16 protein-coding genes are annotated in these 20,551 nt (G+C 64.3%); 9 read left to right on the top strand and 7 right to left on the bottom strand.

What is annotated here, in order from left to right; genetic code table 11:
* Positions 1 to 249: 249 nt before the first annotated feature.
* Positions 250 to 1,287 carry a sialidase family protein gene (locus GEMMAAP_RS16660; protein ID WP_053333598.1) on the top strand — a complete coding sequence of 346 codons (1,038 nt, stop codon included), beginning with the start codon at positions 250 to 252 and terminating at the stop codon, positions 1,285 to 1,287.
* Positions 1,288 to 1,311: 24 nt separating this feature from the next.
* On the opposite strand, the gene GEMMAAP_RS16655 is transcribed toward GEMMAAP_RS16660, so the two are convergent.
* Positions 1,312 to 3,690 carry a prolyl oligopeptidase family serine peptidase gene (locus GEMMAAP_RS16655; RefSeq protein WP_026848304.1) on the bottom strand — a complete coding sequence of 793 codons (2,379 nt, stop codon included), beginning with the start codon at positions 3,688 to 3,690 and terminating at the stop codon, positions 1,312 to 1,314.
* A gap of 119 nt (positions 3,691 to 3,809) precedes the next feature.
* Between GEMMAAP_RS16655 and GEMMAAP_RS16650 the strand changes: the two genes are divergently transcribed.
* The 8 genes from GEMMAAP_RS16650 (at position 3,810) to GEMMAAP_RS16615 (ending at position 15,028) form a co-directional block, all read left to right on the top strand.
* Positions 3,810 to 4,976, top strand: a complete 1,167-nt coding sequence (locus tag GEMMAAP_RS16650; RefSeq protein WP_053333599.1) for an MFS transporter — start codon at positions 3,810 to 3,812, stop codon at positions 4,974 to 4,976.
* On the top strand, positions 4,973 to 5,710 hold the full coding sequence (locus tag GEMMAAP_RS16645) for a Dph6-related ATP pyrophosphatase (RefSeq protein ID WP_202969156.1): 738 nt from the start codon (positions 4,973 to 4,975) through the stop codon (positions 5,708 to 5,710). The genes GEMMAAP_RS16650 and GEMMAAP_RS16645 overlap by 4 nt, the downstream gene beginning before the upstream one ends.
* Positions 5,707 to 6,531 carry a hypothetical protein gene (locus tag GEMMAAP_RS16640; protein ID WP_145979200.1) on the top strand — a complete coding sequence of 275 codons (825 nt, stop codon included), beginning with the start codon at positions 5,707 to 5,709 and terminating at the stop codon, positions 6,529 to 6,531. Before GEMMAAP_RS16645 ends, GEMMAAP_RS16640 begins: the two co-directional genes overlap by 4 nt.
* A gap of 119 nt (positions 6,532 to 6,650) precedes the next feature.
* Positions 6,651 to 7,070, top strand: a complete 420-nt coding sequence (locus GEMMAAP_RS16635; protein WP_145979199.1) for a hypothetical protein — start codon at positions 6,651 to 6,653, stop codon at positions 7,068 to 7,070.
* Positions 7,071 to 7,189: 119 nt separating this feature from the next.
* A complete protein-coding gene (locus GEMMAAP_RS16630) occupies positions 7,190 to 8,509 on the top strand; it encodes a hypothetical protein (protein ID WP_053333600.1) in 1,320 nt (439 codons plus the stop codon).
* A 104-nt stretch (positions 8,510 to 8,613) separates the two neighbouring features.
* Positions 8,614 to 13,083, top strand: coding sequence for a 2-oxoacid:acceptor oxidoreductase family protein (locus GEMMAAP_RS16625; RefSeq protein ID WP_053333601.1), 4,470 nt, complete (start codon positions 8,614 to 8,616; stop codon positions 13,081 to 13,083).
* A 30-nt stretch (positions 13,084 to 13,113) separates the two neighbouring features.
* The gene (locus tag GEMMAAP_RS16620) at positions 13,114 to 13,455 is read left to right on the top strand and encodes a hypothetical protein (RefSeq protein WP_145979197.1); all 342 of its coding nucleotides are present in this window, start codon (positions 13,114 to 13,116) and stop codon (positions 13,453 to 13,455) included.
* A 115-nt stretch (positions 13,456 to 13,570) separates the two neighbouring features.
* Positions 13,571 to 15,028, top strand: coding sequence for a CehA/McbA family metallohydrolase domain-containing protein (locus GEMMAAP_RS16615; RefSeq protein WP_053333602.1), 1,458 nt, complete (start codon positions 13,571 to 13,573; stop codon positions 15,026 to 15,028).
* A gap of 6 nt (positions 15,029 to 15,034) precedes the next feature.
* Here the strand turns inward: GEMMAAP_RS16615 and GEMMAAP_RS16610 are convergent, their stop codons facing one another.
* The 6 genes from GEMMAAP_RS16610 to GEMMAAP_RS20100 all read right to left on the bottom strand — a co-directional run bounded on the left by GEMMAAP_RS16610 (position 15,035) and on the right by GEMMAAP_RS20100 (position 20,291).
* Positions 15,035 to 15,616, bottom strand: coding sequence for a hypothetical protein (locus tag GEMMAAP_RS16610; protein ID WP_026848308.1), 582 nt, complete (start codon positions 15,614 to 15,616; stop codon positions 15,035 to 15,037).
* A gap of 22 nt (positions 15,617 to 15,638) precedes the next feature.
* The gene (locus tag GEMMAAP_RS16605) at positions 15,639 to 16,124 is read right to left on the bottom strand and encodes a GNAT family N-acetyltransferase (RefSeq protein WP_026848309.1); all 486 of its coding nucleotides are present in this window, start codon (positions 16,122 to 16,124) and stop codon (positions 15,639 to 15,641) included.
* A gap of 7 nt (positions 16,125 to 16,131) precedes the next feature.
* Positions 16,132 to 17,622, bottom strand: a complete 1,491-nt coding sequence (locus GEMMAAP_RS16600; RefSeq protein ID WP_026848310.1) for an aminopeptidase P N-terminal domain-containing protein — start codon at positions 17,620 to 17,622, stop codon at positions 16,132 to 16,134.
* A 42-nt stretch (positions 17,623 to 17,664) separates the two neighbouring features.
* A complete protein-coding gene (locus GEMMAAP_RS16595) occupies positions 17,665 to 18,744 on the bottom strand; it encodes a GGDEF domain-containing protein (RefSeq protein WP_158514905.1) in 1,080 nt (359 codons plus the stop codon).
* A 132-nt stretch (positions 18,745 to 18,876) separates the two neighbouring features.
* A complete protein-coding gene (locus tag GEMMAAP_RS16590; RefSeq protein ID WP_053333604.1) occupies positions 18,877 to 19,620 on the bottom strand; it encodes an anti-sigma factor in 744 nt (247 codons plus the stop codon).
* On the bottom strand, positions 19,617 to 20,291 hold the full coding sequence (locus tag GEMMAAP_RS20100; RefSeq protein WP_158514904.1) for an RNA polymerase sigma factor: 675 nt from the start codon (positions 20,289 to 20,291) through the stop codon (positions 19,617 to 19,619). The genes GEMMAAP_RS16590 and GEMMAAP_RS20100 overlap by 4 nt, the downstream gene beginning before the upstream one ends.
* Positions 20,292 to 20,551 lie beyond the last annotated feature (260 nt).

Here is a 20,551-nt window from a genome sequence, read left to right as displayed (position 1 = left end):
GGACCGCGTGTTTTCGTCGCAGGACTCAGCATTGGCCTGCGGTCGCCGTGCTGTGTGGCGGCGCAACAGCGTGTACGCAGCACCGTGATCAATCCGGACGTGCACCGCCACATGCGAAAGCCACAACTCAGGGGAATGAGTGGGCTCCGGCGTCGCTGGTTCCGCCTCCTATCCCACCTGCTGCTGGTGAGTCCCGCTGTATTCGCTGCCGCATGTCGTCATGGGTCCGCACACCGCGAGAACTCCGCGTTGTTCGTCCCGCACGTGGTGGATCTCGATGTCCGGGGCGTCGGCGCGCCAGTCTATCGAATTCCGGCCCTTGCAGTCACGCGACGCGGAACGTTACTCGCCGCCTACGATGCTCGCCCCACCATGGCCGATGTCCCCAGCAACATTGCCCTCGTGTTACGACGCAGCACCGATGGCGGGCGCAGCTGGGGGCCTCGTGAGACCGTGCGTCGCGACACCGTTCCGTACGGATATGGCGATCCGAGTTTCGTGGTCGATCACCACACCGGACGCGTATTTCTCTTTCACGTAGCGTCCATTCGCCAGGGCTTCTTTGGCAGCAGCACCGGTAATCGTGATGACGATCCGAACATCCTGCACGTTGATGTCAGTGCCTCGGACGATGAGGGCCAGACGTGGCAGCATCGACGGCTCACCTCTCAGGTGAAAGATCCGACGTGGGGCGGGCTGTTCGGATCGTCGGGAGCGGGGGTGCAGCTGGCGGTCGGAAAGCATCGCGGCCGGCTGCTGCAGCCGGTGGTGATCAAGCGGGCAGAGGGCGTGTATGCCGCATCGCTGATCAGCGATGACCACGGCGCCACGTGGCGGATGGGCGCACTCGTTGGCCCGGGCATGGACGAGCATGAACTCGTGGAACTCCCCGACGGGACCGTGCGTCTCGACTCGCGGGCCCGTCCCTTTCGTCTCGTGGCCGACTCCCACGATGGTGGCGTGACCTACAGTACACCGCGGCCAGATTCCCTGCGGGTGGATCCGGCCAACAACGCGGGGCTGCTGGCCATAGGACAGGGCGCGCGTCGAGCGCTGCTGTTCAGCAACACGGGCGACCGCGCCGAGCGTCAACGGCTGACGGTGCGGCTGTCGTGCGACAACGGACGCACCTGGCCATTCAGCAAGGTGATGGTGCCCGGCCCCTCGGCGTATTCCACCATGGCGCTCCTCGATGAACACACCGTGGGGATGCTCTACGAGCGTGGCTCGTACGACGCCATCAGCTTCGTGCGCTTTCCCGCCAACTGGCTGGGGACCTGTCGTTGACGTGAAGATCCCCAGCCACGCGGCTCACTTGCGGGCCTGATCTGCGGCACGATTACGATCCGGTGGTTCCAGTCCCATCAGATGGTGCACAAAGAAATCGTTGCGCTTGCGGTCACCATAGGGGCCACCGCTGGTGTGATCGGCGTTGGGAATGACCAGCAGATCAAAGGTCTTGTTGGCCTTGATGAGGGCATTGACCACCTGCAGGGTGGACGCCGGATCCACGTTGGTGTCGTATTCTCCCACCACCAGCAGCAACTTCCCCTGGAGCTTGGCCGCATGCTCGGTGTTTGAGCTCGCCGCGTACTGCGGGCCAATTGGCCATCCCATCCATTGCTCATTCCACCACATCTTGTCGATGCGGTTGTCATGGCAGCCGGCGGCCGAGAACGCGGCCTTGTAGAAGGCAGGATGGAACAGCATGCCTCCCATGACGTTCTGACCACCGGCGGAGGTGCCGTAGATCCCGACGCGTGAGGCATCATACCAGGGAAAGCGTGCGGCCGCGGCCTGATGCCAGCGAATGCGATCAGGGAAGCCGGCATCGGCCAGATTCTTGTGCGCGACATCGTGGAAGGCCTTGGAACGATTGGAGGTCCCCATGCCGTCCATCTGCACCACGATGAAGCCCAACTCGGCCAACGAACGCATGCCGTTCATGACACTGAAGCTTTTGGGGACGAACGATCCCTGCGGTCCGGCATAGATGTTCTCAATGACGGGGTAGCGCTTTCGCGGATCAAAATTCGTGGGGCGGAACATCACCCCCCAGATATCCGTCACCCCATCGCGCGCTTTGGCCACGAACACCTCGGGGGCGCGCCAGCCGGCCCGCACAAGCGCCGACAGGTCGGCCTGTTCCAGCGGCATCACGAGCGTCCCATCGGCGCGGCGCAGCTCAGTAATCGGCGCGGTATTCACCTGTGAGTACTGATCCACGAAATAGGCAAAGTCATTCGACCAGGTCACCGCATGATTGCCAATGGCGGGAGTCAGATCCACCAGTCCGGAGCCGTCGAAGTTCACGCGATAATAGTGCAGGAGGTACGGATCTTCGCCACTGTTGCGTCCGTTGCCGGAGAACCAGATCTGCCGGCTCACCGTGTCAACGCGCTGCACGTGGCGCACGACCCACGCCCCCTTGGTGATCTGCTGCTTCACGGCACCCGTGGCGCCATCCATGAGGTACAAATGATTCCAGCCATCCCGCTCGGACATCCAGAGCACTTCGGCGCCGTCACCGATGTCAAACCGGTAGCGCTTCCCCGATGAAAGTCCATCGTTCGTCGTGTTGTAATAGATGAACGTGCTGGCCTGCTCTTCGAGCACGACACGCGTTTCGCCCGACTCCGCGTCGGCTTCGATGATGCGATATCGCTGATGCCCGCGTTCGTTGTACTCAAACGAGATGGCGCGGGAATCATTGCGCCACGCAGGCTGCGAAATGGAATACGGAGTGGGAAAGTGGGTCTGCGCAATGAGAATGGCGCGACGCGACGCGAGGTCGAACAGCACGGGTTCGCGCAGATCGCGGGCATCGCCGGGTTTCTCGTAGAAGCGTGCCGTATCACGTGGCTGCAACTGATCGGCCGGCGACGAGAGCACATACTTCACCATGCGGCGATCGCCGGGGGTGACCCGCCACGCCACCAGCTTCCGGCTGTCGGGAGACCAGCGGATAGACGCGGCCGAATACGGCGACGACTCGCGGCCATCGTAACTGAGTGGCTGCCACGCGGTATCCGGGCCCGTCACGCGCCTGGTGTACACATTGAACTGGCGTACGGTCGCCTCCAGAGCGCCATCTGGACTCTTGCGTGGCGTGTCCTGCTGCCCGCGTACCGGTGGCTGGAACAGCCGGGAGACTTCCTCCCGTGCCTCCTGCTCTTCCGGCGAAGGACCCTCGTCGGGTAACGAATCATGCACGTCCGGCGCGCGGGCGCCGCCGCGAGGGCCTCCTTCAGGCAATGGGGCCGGTCCCACCTTGATGCAGCGCGTGTCGGGCAGGGCGCAACGCCACAGCATGCGCTCCACCACAACCGTGAAGGCACTGTCGCCCTCCAGAGTTACCACCGAAAACGGCAGCGTGACCGGCGTGAACGTCACGGTATCGTGGGAGAGCGCGGCTGCTACTCTGGCGTGATCAAAGAGCGGCGCCGTGCGGCGCGCGGCGGCATCGGCCAGCACAAAGCGAAAGCCGCCCGGCGCGGAGACACGATACCAGAAGCGGGTGTCGGACACCCAGCGCGGCGTTTCGGTCATGCCAACGGCGAGCCCCTGGAACCGCTTGTTCAAACTGTCGGAACGCTGGTAATCCGCAGCGCGCCCCTGCGCGGGCAGCGTACCCGGCGCCATCACAGCCATCACGGCCATCGCACAACACCACAGAAGGAACGGGCGCATGGAGTTCGTATCCTCAACGCATGACATGAAGTGACCGTGTCGGGAACGCGGCGGGTACCGCCTCTGCAATGTGCTGCCTGCACCACCATTCTGCGCGGTCACCGCATTAGTTTTTGCCCATGACGCTCCCCCAGTCGCTGGCCCGTGCCCGGTGGTCTACCCGCGCGCAGTTCATGCACCTCGGAATCATTGCCGGCCTGTTTGGCGCGCACGTTCCGTCCATGGCGGCGCGGTATGCCTTCAACGAGCAGCGCATTGCCCTGGCGCTGCTGGCGGCGACGGCCGGTTCCGTGAGCATGCTTCTGCTGGCGGGGCGCATCATTGCGCGGATGGGGGCACGGGCCACCACCATCGTGGCGGGATGGACGTTCTGTCTGTCGCTCATGGCCCTGCTGCAACTACCCTCGCCGTGGCTGGTCTATCCGGTCATGTGTGCGCTCGGCGCTGGCGAAAGCCTTTACGATATTGCCATCAACGCCGAGGGCTCCATGCTGGAGATTCTCGGCGGACGGGCGGTGTTGAGTGGTTTTCACGCAATGTTCAGCGTGGGGGCGATGTTGGGCGCTGGTGCTGCGGCCGTGATGTTCCGCTGGCAGGTGCCGCCGTCCATGCAGCTGCTGGCCGTCGGGATGGTGGTCGCTGCCGGGCTGTCGGTGGCGGCGCGCGGCATGTTGCCCATGCATCCGCCGGCGCCCTCGGGCGATGCGCACTTCGCCTGGCCCACGGGGCTGCTGCTCATGATCGGTTTGCTCATTCTCTCGGGGATGATGGCCGAGGGGGTGATGTACAATTGGAGTGTGTTGTACGTGCAGCAGGAGTTGGGGGCGTTGCCGGAGCGGGCCGCTATGGCGTACGTCAGTTTTTCGGGGGCCACGGCGCTCATGCGCTTCGCCGGGGATTGGGTGCGGGCGCGAGTGCCGGAGCGAACGATCGTGATGACCGGGGCGCTGCTGGCGTCTGTCGCCATGGGTATCGTGCTGTTGGCGCGCAGTGAAATGGCGGCGCTGGTGGGGTTCGCTTTCGTAGGCGTGGGGTTGGCTACGGTGGTGCCCATTTTGTACAACGCGTCGACCAAGGTACCGGGCGTCAGTCGCGCCGCCGCCATCGCGTCGGCGTCGTCCATTGGCTACGTGGGGTTCATGATCGGTCCGCCGTTGGTGGGCGGCATTGCGCATGCCGCCAGCCTCTCCTGGGCGTTGTGCACGCTCATTGGCGCCAGCCTCATTCTGATGTTGGGGGCCACCCGGATTCCCCTTGGCGGCGGGCGCGCCACGAGCCCGCCATGATGACTACCGCGGTCAACGTGATGCCAACGCCAGTCGTGGTCTCCTGGAGTGGTGGGAAAGACAGCACGCTCATGCTGGAGCGTCTCCTCGATGACCCATCCGTCGTGGTCCGTGCGCTCATCACCACGGTGTCGTCGGTGTACGACCGGATCAGCATTCATGGCGTGCGTCGTTCCATCCTGCGCGCGCAGGCGTCGAGTCTGGGCTTGCCGCTGCACGAAATACTGTTGGGAGCCACCTCATCCAACGACGACTATGCCGCGGCGTTTGCGGCAGGGCTGCGGGCGCTGGAGCAGGCGTATCCTGACATCCGGACCATGGCGTTCGGTGATCTGTACCTCGCCGACGTGCGCCAATATCGCGAGACGTTGCTTGGCGAACACGGATGGCTGGGCGTGTACCCGTTGTGGGGTGAAGCCACGCCAGCGCTGGCGCGCTACTTCGTTCGTCGTGGCTACATCGCGACACTGACGTGCGTCGATACGCACCAGCTGGCGCCTGATTTTGCCGGACGGCCGTTCAACGACGCGCTGCTGGACACGCTCCCCATGTCGGTCGATCCGTGCGGCGAGAATGGCGAGTTCCATACGTGCGTGACCGATGGGCCCATTTTTCGCACGCCCATTGTGGTGCACACCGGTGAGCAGCTGCTGCGCGACGATCGCTTTCAGTATTGCGATTTGATTGAGGGCATGGACACGGAGCCCATGGCGGCGGGGACGTTCGGACGATGACATCCCCTGAGGCGAATTCGGCGGAGCAGGTGCCGGCGCGAGCAACGGTGGTTACCGCACCGCGTCCTGTCGCGGATCGCTCCATCCCCCAGAGCAGTAGAAGCTGGCTGTTCATCGTCATGGGGCTGATCGCACTCAGTGCGGTGCTGATTGGTTTTCAGGGGACGTATGTGCGCCCCATGCAGAGCGGTACCTTCAAGGCGCCCGCCATTGTGCACTGGCACGGCGCCTTCGCCATGGGCTGGGTGTTGCTCTTTGCCGTGCAGCCGTGGCTGATACGCTATAACGCCGTACCGGTACACCGCTGGCTGGGCATCCTTGGCGTTGCGCTCGCGATTGGTGTGGCCGTCACGATGGTCCCTGCGCAGTTCTTCGCGTCCACGCGCGATGCGATGTCAGGCGGTGGCAACGTGGCGCGGGCCATGATCCTGGGCGCCATCAGCAGCGCCGCGCAGTTCCTGTTGCTGGTGCTGGGCGGAGCATTGTATGCCCGCCACGGCACCATTCATAAGCGCCTCATGCTGCTCGCCACCATTGTGGTCATTTGGCCAGCCTGGTTCCGGTGGCGCCACTTCCTGCCGTGGGTCCCTGACCCGGATGTGTGGCTGGGGGTGGTGCTGGCCGACAGTCTCATTGTGGTGGCGTGGCTGCACGATCGCTTCACGCGTGGGCACATTCAGACGGTGCTACTCAACGTTGGTGTCCTGCTCATCCTGTTGCACCTCGCGGAAGTGTCCATCATTGGACATCCGCTATGGGTGAGGACCGGCGTTCGGGTGTACGACACGCTGGCGCCGTGGCTGGAGCCGCTCGTCCGATAGGGGCGCCGTGCAGGCACCGCCACCCCCGGAATTCCCGGAAGCCCGTCCCGCCCACTACACTTCACCGGACCGCGTTGCCCCTCACGTCCGTTCAGCCGCCGGCCCCGATGCAGATCGATATGTCCGCCCCGTCCACGTCCGTCCCAACCTCCCTCAGCACGCCGCAAACTGCCGCGCTGGCGGCCGCCCTCGGCGTGGTAGCGTACGTCATTATCGATGCCACCCCCTGGTTCACCGCCAACGGCATCCCCACCGGTGCGGTCCAGTTTCTGTGGCTGGCGTTCGTGATCGTCGCGTCGGGACTGTGCGGCTGGCTCCACCCTGACCGCTCCTGGCGCTGGGCCACCATCCTGTTGGCCACCCAGCCGCTCATCATGCTGGCGGTCACGCTCATTCGTGGCGAGCCCGACAATACGCACGAGACCATCCCGGCCCGCACCTCGGTCTTCATCGCCAGCGTGTTCGTGGCCACCGTGAGCCCCTTTGCGCTCATTTCGGCCGCCGCCATGGCCTCCAAGCGCAAAAGCGACGCCCGCTGACGGCTGTCAGGGATCACCTGCTGGCCGGTCCGCCAATGAGGGGTAGAATCCAGTAACCGGGATACTGGTATTCTCGCCCCCCTGCCCGCCGCCTCATGTCTGCTCGTTGGCTCCGTGAAATGCGTTCCGCTGCCGGCCGTCACCGGCTGCGCTGGTCGCTGGCGCTGCTCACGGTCGCGCTGGCAACCGTTCAACGCGGCGCGAACGGGGCAGCCACCGCGGTAGTCCCCCGTCTGGCCGCCGACACCAGCGTGTCGCACGATCCAATCGCCCGATTACAGGCCCAACTCGCCGCCGGCACGGTGACCTTGGCCCACGACAGCGTGCTGGGATATTTGCCCGCCCTGCTCAAGGCACTCGACATTCCGGTCTCTTCGCAGACGCTCGTCTTCTCTCGCACCAGTCTGCAGACCGACAAGATCACCCCGTGGTCGCCGCGCGCGTTGTACTTCAACGACGACGTGTACGTGGGCTACGTGCTCGACAGCCGTTTCCTCGAAATCGGTGCCGTCGACCCCGTAAAGGGCGGCATGTTCTATACGCTCAGTCAGGCGCCGCGCGCCCGCTCGAACTTTCAGCGCGAAACCACCACCTGCCTCATGTGCCATTCGAGCAAAGGCGCGACGGGGGGCGTGCCAGGCTTCATGGTACTCAGTACCATTGCCGATCGGCACGGCTATCCCATCACGGGTGTGCACGAAGGCTCCACGACCGATGTCACGCCCGTCGCCCAGCGCTTTGGCGGGTATTACGTCACCGGTTCCGGCCCCCACGCGGGCAACGTGTACGCGACGCTGCTGGGGCACGAGGTGCACGATAAGCCGGCGTTTCGCACGCAGTTTTCCGTACAGTTCCAGCGCGCGGCCGCCAACTCACGCCGCACGCTCGACAGTCTCTTTGATACCACGGCGTACATTTCCGGGCAGAGCGACGTCGTGGCCCTCATGGTGCTTACACACCAGACTGTGGTGCACAACCTCATCATGGCGGTGCAGGAGGCGGCCCGCGAAGCCATTCTGGAAGCACAGATTGGCGCCGTCCGCATGGATAGTTTGTCTGCCCCCGTAACGCCCCGGCTGCGCGGCGCCGTGGACAATCTGACCCGCGCGCTGCTGTTTGTGCGCGAGGCGCGCCTCACGGCACCCATGCAGGGGAGCACGACGTTCGCCGAGGATTTCTCGCGACGCGCCATACGCGACCCGCAGGGTCGTTCGCTGCGTGACTTCGATCTCAGTCATCGGCTTTTCAAGTACCCCTGCAGCTTTCTCATCTACTCCGACGCGTTCCGTGCCCTTCCCACCATGGCCCGCCGCGCCGTGTACGCACGCCTGCGCGACGTGCTGGAGGCCCGCGAAGCCAGTGACCTGACCAACGAGGAACGGCAGGCGGTCACCGGGATTCTGCAGACCACGTTGGCGGAGTTCACCACGCTCAAGTAGGGCTTTTCCCCGACGTCCCCTTCCGGCAACCTGACAGACGCCGGTGTGCTCCGGGCCGAAATTCGACATCAGTGTCGGATTCGTCCTCTCGTGGAGCCCTCCGTATGTCTGTCCAGCAAAACACCCCGCCGTCCGTCCCCTTCCCCGGCGTTGAAGAGGCGCTCGACGGCAGCAGCGCCGTGGTGGCCATGGAAACCGCCGCCAGTGAAGCGGCCGGGGTGTACCCCATTACCCCCAGTACCCAAATGGGTGAGGGGTGGGCCGTCGCAGTGGCCGAAGGGCGCGAGAATGTGAACGGGCGCCGTCTGCTCTTCTTTGAACCGGAAGGCGAACATGCCGCCGCGGCGGTGACCGCCGGCATGAGCATGATGGGGCTGCGCGCCACCAATTTCTCCAGTGGCCAGGGCATCGCCTACATGCACGAATCGTTGTACGCCGCCGTAGGTAAGCGGCTCACGTACGTGCTCAACGTGGCCGCGCGCGCCATGACCAAACACGCGCTCAATGTGCACGCAGGGCACGATGACTATCACGCCGTGGACGACACGGGGTTCTTTCAGCTCTTTGCGAAAGACGTGCAGGAGGTCGCCGACCTCAATCTCATTGCGCATCGGATCGCTGAGCTCTCGCTCAATCCGGGCATCTGTGCGCAGGACGGCTTTCTCACCAGTCATGTCATTGAGTCCATGCGGCTCCCTGAGCTGGGGCTTATCAAAGCCTTCCTTGGCGATCCGGCCGATCTCATTGACGCCCCCACGCCGTCGCAGCGCCTGGTGTTTGGCGCGCGGCGTCGCCGCATTCCGGAGATGTACGACATCGACTATCCGGCCATGCTGGGCACGGTGCAGAACCAGGACAGCTACGCGCAGGGTGTGGCGGCGCAGCGGCCGTTCTACTTCGATCATGTGGCCGAACTGACCGACCAGGCCATGGCCGAATACGCCGCGTTGAGTGGCCGGCACTATGCGCGCGTGAGCGGCTACCGGTTGGACGACGCTGAGTACGTGATCATGGGGCAGGGGTCGGTGTGTGCCAACGCCGAAGCCGTGGTCGACCATCTGCGCGCCACGCAGCAGCTCAAGGTGGGCGTGGTGAATCTCACCATGTTCCGGCCCTTCCCAGCGGATCTGGTCACGCAACTGTTGCGCGGCAAGAAAGCGGTGGTGGTGCTGGAGCGTACCGACCAGCCGCTGGCCGTCGATCCACCGCTGCTGCGCGAGATTCGCGCCGCCATGGGGCAGGGCACCGAGAACGCCCGCACGGCGCCGGGGAAGGCACGGCCGTTCCCCACGCTGGCCAGTATCGCCCCCGACGATGTCCCGCTGTTCTACAGCGGCTGCTTTGGGCTGGGCAGCCGTGATCTCCAGCCGGGCGACATTGTCGCCGCCGTGAACAACATGCTCCCCGGCGGAGCGCAGCGCCGCCAGTTCTATCTCGGCATCGACTTCATTCGGCGCGGCACGTCGCTTGAGAAGCTGGATGCCTGGCAGGACGAGTTGGTGCAGGCGTATCCGCACCTGGCCAGCATGGCGCTTCCATCGGCAGGAGATTTTGATCTCATGCCCAACGGGGCCATGTCCATTCGCATCCACTCGGTGGGCGGGTGGGGTGCCATTACCATGGGCAAGAACCTCGCGCTGACGGCCTTCGAACTGTTTGGGCTGCACATCAAGGCCAATCCCAAGTACGGATCGGAAAAGAAGGGACAGCCCACCACGTTTTTCGCCACGCTTGCGCATGAGCCGCTCAAGCTCAACGCGGAACTCAAGCACGTGGATGTGGTGCTCAGCCCCGACCCCAACGTGTTCCGCAACTCCAATCCGCTCGCCGGAATCTCCACCGGTGGCGTATTCGTGCTGCAGAGCGAACTGCCCGCCAATCAACTCTGGGACAGTCTCCCCGGGTGGGCGCAGCGTCAGATGGTGGAGCGGCAGATCCGGCTTTTCACGCTCGACGCCTTTGCCATTGCAGCGTCTGAAGCCAGTGACGAAGAGCTGCGCTATCGCATGCAGGGCACGGCCTTCATGGGCGCGTTCTTCCGGGTGTCGCCGCTGCTGGAACGCGAACATCTGGACGAAGCCAGTCTCTTCAACGGCATTCGTGAGCAGCTCACCAAGAAGTTCGGTCGCAAGGGCGAGCGCGTGGTGGAAGACAACCTGCGCGTGATTCGTCGCGGCTTCGACGAAGTACAGGAGGTGGCGCACGGTGCCATCATGAGTGACGACCATGTGCGCGACCTGCCAGTTATCCCGTCGTCGTTCGACTCTCCCCAGGCGGCCGATGGGTTGGCCAACCCCAATCGGTTCTTTGATCAGGTGTGCGCGGTGTGCAAGGTTTCCACCGACGGCATTGCCGACCCCTTTGCTGCGGTAAGTGCCCTTCCCGCGGCCACCGGCGTGTTGCGCGACATGTCGGGCGTGCGCATGGAAGTCCCGAGGTACATCGCGGACAAGTGCACCGGCTGCGCCAACTGCTGGACGCAGTGCCCCGACTCGGCCATCCCGGCGCTGGTGAACAGCGTGGAAGAAGTGGTGCACGCTGCGATTGACACGGCGGCAGCCCACGGAGTGGAAACGCATGTGCGTCGGCTCTCGGCGAAGCTGTCCGTTGAGGTGCGCGCGCAGTTGGACGCCCGCCCCGAGAGCAGCTTTGCCGAAGCACTGGAAGCGGCGTTTCCCACGGTGCGTGATACGCTCTCGTTGAGTGCCGCCGACGTGCAGACACTCAACGACGAATGGGACCGGGTTCGCGAGGTGGTGAGCACCTTACCCCTGTCCCGCACCAAGCCGTTCTGGAACGTGCCGGAGAAGAATGCCAAGGGCAGTGGGGGACTGCTGTCCATCACCATCAATCCGGAATCGTGCAAAGGGTGCAACCTCTGTGTGGAGGTGTGCCCGGAAGAGGCACTGGTCACAATGAAGCAGGATGCGCCAACGCTCAGCACGATGCGCCGCAACTTCGAGTTCTGGGAGCATCTCCCTGATACCAGCGATCGCTACATCAAGGTGAGCGATCTCGAAGAAGGAAAAGGTGTGCTCACGAGTCTGCTGCTCAAAAAGCAAACGTATCGCAGTATGGTGGGCGGCGACGGGGCCTGCATGGGGTGCGGCGAAAAGACGGCGGTCCACCTGGTGGTGTCGGCGGTGGAAGCCATGATGCGCCCTCGCGCGGCCGCCTATGTGGACCGTCTCACGCAGCTCATTGCCACGCTGGAACAGCAGGAGCAGAGCGAGGTCGTGGCGCGCACGCTGCGTGGTCTGAAAGACTTGCTCTGGCGCTATACGGTTGGCCCCAGCGGCAAGGGCCGCGCGCATCTCGCCATGGCCAACAGCACCGGCTGCTCGTCGGTGTGGGGCAGCACATATCCGTACAATCCGTACCCCTTCCCGTGGGTGAACCACCTGTTCCAGGATGCGCCATCCATTGCGATTGGCGTCTTTGAAGGGCACATGCGCAAGATGGCCGATGGCTTTGTACATGTGCGCCGGGCGCAGGCATTGGCCAACGGCACGTACGATGCGGCCGTGCTTGAGCCTGAGCTTTCCACCTTCATGTGGAAGCAGTTCGACGACGAGGAGTTTGCCATGTGCCCACCGGTCATTGCCATGGGTGGGGATGGCGCCATGCTGGACATCGGCTTCCAGAATCTCTCGCGGCTCATGGCCAGTGGGAAACCCATTCGTGTGGTGGTGCTGGATACGCAGGTGTACAGCAACACCGGTGGGCAAGCCTGTACGAGCGGCTTTACCGGTCAGGTGGCGGACATGTCAGCCTTCGGGTCGGCGCAGCACGGAAAAACCGAAGTGCGCAAGGAGCTGGCGCTCATCGCCATTGCGCACCGTGGCGTGTACGTGCACCAGACCTCGCAAGCCACCCCGTCACATCTCATTGCCGGTGTCCTGCGCGGTCTGCAGAAGCGGCGTCCGGCGTTGTTCAACATCTACACCCCGTGCCCGGTGGAGCACGGTCTCGCCGACAACCTGGCGCAGCATGCCGCCAAGCTGGCGCTCGAGTCCCGGGCCTTCCCGTTCATCACGTACGATCCCGACGCCGGCCCCACCATGGCCGATTGCCTGAGCCTCAATGGCAATCCCAGCGTGAAAACCGCGTGGCCGCAGTATTCGCTGCGCTACCTCGACGGCGACGGTACGGAGCAGCGCATGGAGCTGCCGCTCACCACCGCCGACTGGGCGGCCACCGAGGGGCGCTTCAAGAAACACTTCAAGGAGCTCAAAGGCACGGCCGACAACCAGATGCTCTTCCACGAGTACCTGCTGCTGTCCCGCGAGGAGCGTGTGGGCAAGGTGCCGTTCATCTACGCCACCTTCGACGACCGTACGCTGCACCGGTTGAGCGTGTCCGAGGAGATGGCTCGTCTGGCCGACGAACGGCAGCAGTACTGGAATGAGCTGCGGCAAATGGCCGGCCTGGAAGTGGCCGACTCCGTGAAGCAGCGGCTCACCGACACGCTGGAGAAGGACTATCAGCTCCGCCTCAAGACGCTCACCGACGAGTACGAAAGCCGCATCAGTGCGCTCAAAGCGTCATTTCCCACTCTCACCGCAACGGTGTGAGCCCGCATGGGTTCACACCAGGAGCACATCATGAACGTTACCACGATGTACTGCAGTGGCTGCGACCGGGACGTGGCCGTGGTGGTTACCGACAGCGCCCCCGATGATGCCCAGGCCAACGTGACCGGCGAGGAGTTGGCCTGCCTAGAAGTGGGCACGCATTGCACCGGCACGCTGTGCCCGCTGGGCGTCGCCGAGCCGAGTGCCATGGTGCACCGGCTCATTCGCCATGGATTGCCCACGGACCAGCTCACTCGGGTGAGCGGGTACTGCGACGCCTGTGGTCTGGAATCCGAGCTGGCGCTGGTGGGTGAGAACCGTGCGTCGTGTCTGGTGTGCGGTACGACGCGGCCGTGGGAGGTTGTCTTGTAACACTGGTCGCTGTGGCACGTGCGGGTAACATCTCGCACGGCTACTTGCATTAATGCACGTGAAGGGAAAGTTCAGGTAAATGATCCCTATCGTTGAGCGGAGGAAGCTCGGTCGCATGCTGCACATCGCCGTGCTTCCGGTGTTTGGCGCGTGCATTGGTCCCTCCATCCCGCGCGGTACCGATGTTCCGTTCGCCGCCGGTCGGGAATGGCTGGCCGGTGACCATCACATTCACAGCGAGTTCAGCGTGGGGTACGAGGCGCCGCCGGCCGGTACCACCGAACCCCCCAAACCGGTGCTCGGCGCCGACGGCCGTTATTCCATTCCGCTCAACGCGTGGATGGCGCGGCAGCACGGGTTGCGCTGGATGGTGGCCACCGATCATGGCGGACCCAATCACTCCAAACTGAACTACGAGCAGGCCTATCCGGCGCTGCTCAAGGCGCGCGACGAGGTGCCGGAAGTCGTGCAGTTCTACGGCATGGAGTTCGATACGCCGGGGGCCGATCATAGCAGCATCATTGTGCCCAAATCCGATGCCGAGCGGACAACGCTTCGCGATATCGAATCGCGCTTCTCGAAGCGGGAGCCGTATCCGAGCGACGTCTCGTGGGACACCGAGCCCAAGATGCTTGAGGCACTGACGTTCATGCGCAGCATCACCATGCCGCCGGTGGTCATTGCCCATCATCCTTCGCGCTCGGCCACGGGCTTCGGCATGTATGGACTTGACCGACCAGCGGAGTTCCGCAACTGGAACGACACGGCGCCCACGGTGGCCATTGGCATGGAAGGGGCGCCCGGCCACCAGGCTAGTGCGATCAACAAAGATGGATCGCTCGATTCTGCGGGCGCGCGCGGTGGGTACAGCCGCTCCCCAACGCTGGGCGGATTCGATCAGATGACCGCCAAGGTAGGTGGACTATGGGACTCCCTGCTGGGTGAAGGACGCCGGTGGTGGATCACGTCCACCTCTGACTCGCACGTCAATTGGCGCGACGGTGGCAGCGACTTCTGGCCGGGCGAATACTCCAAGACCTATGTCCGGGCACAGCATACGCACGCCGACATTCTGGATGGATTGCGTGGCGGCCGCATCTTTGTCACCACCGGCGATCTCATCAAGGAGCTGGACGTGGTGGCCGTGGCGGCTTCAGGCGCACGGGCGCAGGCGGAGATCGGTGGCGAACTCTCGCTGCCCGCGGGTGGCGATGTACGCGTCACCATTCGCTTTCGCGACCCCGACACCACCAATCATCACGGAGATCGGCCCACGGTGGCTCGGGTCGATCTTATCATTGGCGAGGTGACGGGACCGGTGTCTGACCGCAGTGCTGACAAGAACCCCAGCACGCGGGTGGTGCAGCGTTTCACGGCTACGGATTGGCAGCGCCGCGGCGAGGTCGTCACCGTGACGTACCTGCTGCGCAACGTAAGCAGCTCGAGCTACATCCGCGTGCGTGGAACCAATACCACGGAACTGGAACCGTTACCCGACCAGCGCGGCGAAAATCCGTGGTCGGATCTGTGGTTCTACAGCAACCCCATTTTCATCACGGTGCCAAAGAGGTAATGCGTACTACGAGCCGGAATGGCGAAAGCCGCTGAAGCTCTTCAGGCGCAGCGCGTTCACAGATTTCACGAACACCAGCACTCCGTCGCTCCAATTCGGCAACAGGGTGCACTGGCTGTCACCTGGCTGCACCGACAGTCGGAGCGGGACGCGTATCTCCTCCCGGTCTGTGTCCACTGGGGTGACGAAGGTAATGAGCTCCTTTGCGGCACATCGAACGTCGCTGACTGAAAACGATCCCGTGTAGCGCGTGCTCTGCCCGACTCGCCAATCAATGCCCTGCCGCGGTACTCGCTCCCGAAGTGCGGTCTCAACATCGGGTGCCCACTCAGCCTCCGCTGCTCGTCCTTGCCAGCCGCCGAGAGCACAGTCGTTTGGCAGCCCGCCATTTGAGCAAAGCTCCGACGAGATCTTGATTTTTCTCAAGGAAGGCCAGGTGAAGCGCGGGTCCACGGTAGCAATTGAATCGACAAACGAGGCGATGGCGGACAGAACCAACTGGCGGTCCGTCGATTGTTGCGCCTGCGCCTTCGGGGGCTGGACTAGCAGCAGTCCAGCCGCCAACAGAACGATGATCCCCATAGTCATTCAGACTCCAAACGTAGCAAGACTACAGCACCAACTCCCACGTCTCCCCCACCTGCTGCGGGCCAAACAGCTCGTGCACCTCACTGTGCACCAGGGTGAACCCTTCGGCCACATAAATGGCCCGCGCCGCCGTGAGCACGGCGTTGGTCCATAACGTCATGGTCTGGTAGCCACGCGCCCGGGCACCGGCAATACAGGTCTGTACAAGATGCCGCCCCAGCCCCAACCCACGGGTGGAGGGCTCCACATAGAGCATGCGCAACTTGGCGGTGCGCTCGTTGACCTTGGCGAGAAACACGGCGCCCACCAGCTCACCACCACGCTCGGCCACCCACGCCTGTTCGTATTGCGCATCAAAGTGCTGCATGAAGTCGGCGGCCACGCGCGCCACCAACGCCTCAAAGCGCACGCCCCACCCGTACTCGCGCTCGTACAACAGGGCCTGACGGTGCACAATCCACCCCATATCGCCCACGCGCAGCGGCCGCAGGGTTACGCCGGGAATCACGCGAGCCTCACGGCTGAATCACGCGACGACGCTGCATGAGTGCTTCAATTTCGTCCATCTCCCGGGGCACCAGGGAAATGCGCTCGAGTCCCTTTTCGGTAATGATGTAATCGTCTTCAATGCGCACACCGGTGTTCTCGAACTGCTTCACCTTGGCCAGCACCTTGGCCTTGAACTGCCGGTTGCGCGGCGTATCGGGAAGCACGTCCAGTGCACGGGTGCTCACGTAAATGCCCGGCTCAATGGTAAATGCGTCTCCCTCGGCAAACTTGCCGCCGTTCTGATCGCCCTGCAGCGGGTCGTGCACTGCGAGGCCAATGCCATGCGAGATGCCATGTATCATCCATAGGTTGGCCTGCTTGCAAGACGCCGGGCTGGCCACACAATCCACGCGCCAGGGCGGATCGTACTGGGCCTCTTCGCTCTCTATCAGTCCCAGCGCCGCCAAGCCCTTGGTGCGTACCACCACCGAACTATCCGCCGCCGCGCGAATGCTCATGCCGGGCTTGCTGTTCCGTTCGGCGGCCAGCTGCGCATTCAGCACCAGCGAATACAATTGCCGCTGCTCGGCGGTGTAGCGGCCACTCACGGGAATGGTGCGCGTTACATCGGCCGCGTAGCCACGGAACTCTGCGCCGGCGTCAATCACCACCAGGTCCCCCGGCTTCACCGGGTCCATATCTCGCATGTAATGCAGCGTGGTGCCGTTGTACCCCGACCCCACAATGGAACCGTACGCCGGCCGCTCCGCCCCGCGACGAGTGAACTCGTACTCCAACGCGGCGCGCAGTTCATACTCGTGCAGCGGGTTGGCCGTCAGCATGGCCGCGCGATGCCCCTCGCTGGAGATCTCCACCGCCTTGCGAATGAGCGCCAGCTCGGCCGCCGATTTCTTGCCACGCACCGCAAGGACATGCGGCATGGCGTTGCGCACGGTGAGTGTGGGATGCTTGCGCGCCAGCGCCTTCACCGCTTCCTGTCCGCGGGTAAGGGTATCGTTGCGCGAGAAATCCATCGTTTCCACATCGGGGATGTGGAAGAACGGCAGCCCGGTGGCCACAAGTGAATCGAGTACCGGCCACAGCGCGTCGTACGAACGCCCGGGCAACCCGGTGCGCTGCACGCTGTTGGCGGAGTCGGTACGCTGCCCGTAGTAGAACGCCGAGCGCGGCTCGAGCTTGGTAAGAAAGAGCGTGGTGCTAGGCACCTTGTCGCGCACCACCATGACCATGGCGTGATCGGGCTCGTTCAGTTCCGTGAGATACCGGAACGCCGCCAACTGGTAGAACGTGCTGAAGTCGTGCACCAGGGCACGGCCGCCAAAGGCCACCACCACGCCGTTCCCCACCCGTTCGGCAAACGCCGCACGTCGCGCGGCCACTTCTGCCCGCGAAATGGCGGTGTCAGACTGCGCGCGCAGGGCGGGAGCGGTGCCGGCCAGCGCAACGGCCAGTGCAACGGCCGTCTGGACGGCCAGAATGGGAAAGGAAGGACGCATGGCGGCGGGAAAAGGGAGGACGGAGCACAACTCCTCCCCAACTTACGCCGCGTTCTGCCCGGCTGCTGGTGTGGGATGCCGTTTGCTGCGCTTGTTCTCGTACATGGCGGTGTCGGCACGCCGGATCCAGTCCGCAACCGTTTCGCCCTTCTTCCACTCGGCAACGCCGACACTGGCGGACAGTGGCACGCCAGCGTCCGTGAAGGGCCAGTCCACACGTTCCAGGACAGCCGATAGCCGAGCGAGCTGTCGCTCCGCCACGGTGACTGGCGTGTTGGGGAGCACCACCGCGAACTCGTCACCGCCAATGCGACAGAGCACATCCGCGTCGCCAAGGAAGACCTTGGACAGGGCGTTCGCCAGGTGCAGCAGCGCCTGGTCGCCTGCGTGATGCCCGCACGTATCGTTGATGGGCTTCAGCATGTCGAGGTCCAGCATAACCAGCGAGACGGGCTGTCCACCGAGCGAATGCAGATACACCTGTCGTGAGGTGGTCCGATCGAAGACCAAGCGATTCCCCAGACCGGTAAGCGGATCGGTTTCACTGGCTTTGCGTGCCGCTTCCAGTTCGATGCCCAGATGCTCCACTCGCGCCGCCAGCTCCGCATAAATGCCGCTCTGCGCGTTCTGCCGTTCGGTCGTGATCGCCTCGAGCGTCGTCATGGCCTGCGAGATCTCGTCTTTCACGGCGCTGGTATCCAACCGGTCGAGCGCGCCCCGTACGCGCTGTACCTGTTGCGCTGAGGCATCGTCGGCCTGATGCTCCCGCTGCAGAGCCAGATGGGTACGTTCCACGCACGTCCAGAGGGCGTCACGCAAGTCCGCCAACGCGTGCTCGACAAAATGCTGCTCGTCGCGGCGGTGCTCGGCAAAGGTGCTGGAGACCCCTTTCCAGTCCCGTTGCGCGATCGCCCCGCCCGAGGCGTGAGGGGTGGGCGCCTCCTGGCCCTCGTCTGCCTCGGCAACGGGGACACCCAGCAGTGCGTGCCGACGCCAGGCCTGCAGCCTTTCCTGCGCGGCGGCATCGCTGCCGCGCGGCGTCTCAATGCAGCCGTGAATGTATGACGCGAGAATCTGCCCGAGGGTGTCGAGAATCAGCAGCGCCTGATCGCTATCAGGCATGGCTGGGGTATCGGCGGCACCGTGGGGCGTGGTGGACGGACTGGAGCGCTTGAAGAACATGCTGGCGACGGGAGGGGCCCAAGGGAAGCTGGGCCAGCCATAGGCCCTCCACCGAGTATCGGTTGGTTCCGGTTAAATCTTTGCCAGCACGGCAATGCGTTCCCGCCCGGAGACCACCACACCGCCCGGTTTCTCGACGGTAACGGCAAAGAGCACCGCCTCGCCCACGGCTAGGCGGGCCCGAATGGGCACGAGGACTTCGCCCCCATTGGCCGGGATGTCAAAGACCCCGCCATCTACCGGGTATCGTTCGTCGCGGGCCTTGTCGAAGATCCACAGCTGGTACTGCCACTTGGCGCGGTCGTTGGGGGCGAGCCCGGCAAAGCGCATGACGCCACGCTGGCTGCGCGCATCCCAGAGAACTTCGCCCGTGGCGGTGGTGGACGTGCTGTCGGTGGTCACGGTCCACGTGCGCCGCAACAGCGTGCTGTCGCTGAGCAGGGAGTCGCGTAGCGCGGCCACCGCATCCACCACGGAGACGGGGCGGGATTCCGACGCAGTGGGACCACGGTCCCGCACAAACAGGGCGAGCAGCGCGGCGGCGGCCAGCCAGCCACCCCACGTGCTCCACGCCGGTCTACGGCGCGCGATGGGCGCCGCTCCAGCCGCTCCAATGGGCGTCACAATGGGCGGCACCGTGCGAGCGCGCACCAGCGCCTCGCCCGTAGCGGTAATGCGCGCCGCCAACGCTGGCGGGAGGACGTCTTCGGCGCCGAGCGTATCGGGCAGCAAGGCCGCCGTCAGTTCTCCGGCGAGCAGGTCGTGCCCGGTTGGCTCGAAAGCGTCGGGCATGGTGTCGTTCGTGTTGGCAGTCATACGGAAGTGTCCTCAAGCGCCGCGCGCGATGCCGGCGCGGCCTGCAGCAGATCACGGGCGCGCTGCAGCCCGCGACGAATGTGCGACTTCACGGTGCCCAGCGGAGTGCCGGTCTCCCGTGCGATTTCATCGTGCGTGCGACCATGCAGCAACGAGAGCTCCAGCATGGTGCGCTGGTTGAGCGGCAACGCCTGCAACACGGCGTGGGCCTGCTCAACGCGGACCTGGCGGTCGAGATCGATCTCGCGATCATCGGCCTGGTCAAAATCTTCCGGGAGCGGTTCAAGTTCCACCGCCCGCTGCCGCCGGCGCATACGATCAATAAGACGGCGCCGGGTCACCATGGCCACCCACCCCGCTTCTGTGGCGCGTGTGGCATCGTACCGACCGGCGCTGCGCCACAGGTCAACAAAGACTTCCTGCACGGCGTCTTCGACATCGCGCGGGTCGGGGGACCAGCGACGGGCGAGCGCCCAGATGAGGGAGCCGTAGCGTTCCACGCATTCGCGTACCGCCAGCTCGTCTCCGGCGGCGACACGCGGCAGGACGTGCACGACGTCGCTCACCACCACGTTGGCGTTCGTCGTGGCAGGCGACTCCTTCACGAGCGCGAGACGCGCCCGCGACGCCAACGCGTCGGTCGACGGCACTTCTGGCGGATCTGTAGACACGGATGAGGCAAGCTGTGGCCGGCGGCCGAATTCCACACGTTCTCCATGAGACTGGACAGGGGACACCAGAGACTTCGCTCCGGGCCCCGATTTGGATGCAGTGCCTGAGGAGTCACGCTCCATCGCCGCCATCCACCGTCTGGAACGTGGAGACTGGGCAGGCGCTGCATCCAACCGCAACACACCGGACGAATAGCGATGCACGGCCGGCGGATCCCACAAGTTCTCCGCGGCCTCACCAGTCATCCCAACACCGGAGT

Origin of the sequence: Gemmatimonas phototrophica, assembly GCF_000695095.2 — a bacterium.
Classification (GTDB): Bacteria; Gemmatimonadota; Gemmatimonadetes; order Gemmatimonadales; family Gemmatimonadaceae; genus Gemmatimonas; species Gemmatimonas phototrophica.
This window is presented reverse-complemented; position numbering and strand designations above follow the sequence as displayed.

Bases quoted from the DNA above. Each gene is read 5' to 3' on its own strand.
- GEMMAAP_RS16655 (WP_026848304.1), bottom strand. From the start codon at position 3,690: ATGCGCCCGTTCCTTCTGTGGTGTTGTGCGATGGCCGTGATGGCTGTG.
- GEMMAAP_RS16650 (WP_053333599.1), top strand. From the start codon at position 3,810: ATGACGCTCCCCCAGTCGCTGGCCCGTGCCCGGTGGTCTACCCGCGCG.
- GEMMAAP_RS16645 (WP_202969156.1), top strand. From the start codon at position 4,973: ATGATGACTACCGCGGTCAACGTGATGCCAACGCCAGTCGTGGTCTCC.
- GEMMAAP_RS16640 (WP_145979200.1), top strand. From the start codon at position 5,707: ATGACATCCCCTGAGGCGAATTCGGCGGAGCAGGTGCCGGCGCGAGCA.
- GEMMAAP_RS16635 (WP_145979199.1), top strand. From the start codon at position 6,651: ATGTCCGCCCCGTCCACGTCCGTCCCAACCTCCCTCAGCACGCCGCAA.
- GEMMAAP_RS16630 (WP_053333600.1), top strand. From the start codon at position 7,190: ATGCGTTCCGCTGCCGGCCGTCACCGGCTGCGCTGGTCGCTGGCGCTG.
- GEMMAAP_RS16625 (WP_053333601.1), top strand. From the start codon at position 8,614: ATGTCTGTCCAGCAAAACACCCCGCCGTCCGTCCCCTTCCCCGGCGTT.
- GEMMAAP_RS16620 (WP_145979197.1), top strand. From the start codon at position 13,114: ATGAACGTTACCACGATGTACTGCAGTGGCTGCGACCGGGACGTGGCC.
- GEMMAAP_RS16615 (WP_053333602.1), top strand. From the start codon at position 13,571: ATGCTGCACATCGCCGTGCTTCCGGTGTTTGGCGCGTGCATTGGTCCC.
- GEMMAAP_RS16610 (WP_026848308.1), bottom strand. From the start codon at position 15,616: ATGACTATGGGGATCATCGTTCTGTTGGCGGCTGGACTGCTGCTAGTC.
- GEMMAAP_RS16600 (WP_026848310.1), bottom strand. From the start codon at position 17,622: ATGCGTCCTTCCTTTCCCATTCTGGCCGTCCAGACGGCCGTTGCACTG.
- GEMMAAP_RS16595 (WP_158514905.1), bottom strand. From the start codon at position 18,744: ATGCCTGATAGCGATCAGGCGCTGCTGATTCTCGACACCCTCGGGCAG.
- GEMMAAP_RS16590 (WP_053333604.1), bottom strand. From the start codon at position 19,620: ATGACTGCCAACACGAACGACACCATGCCCGACGCTTTCGAGCCAACC.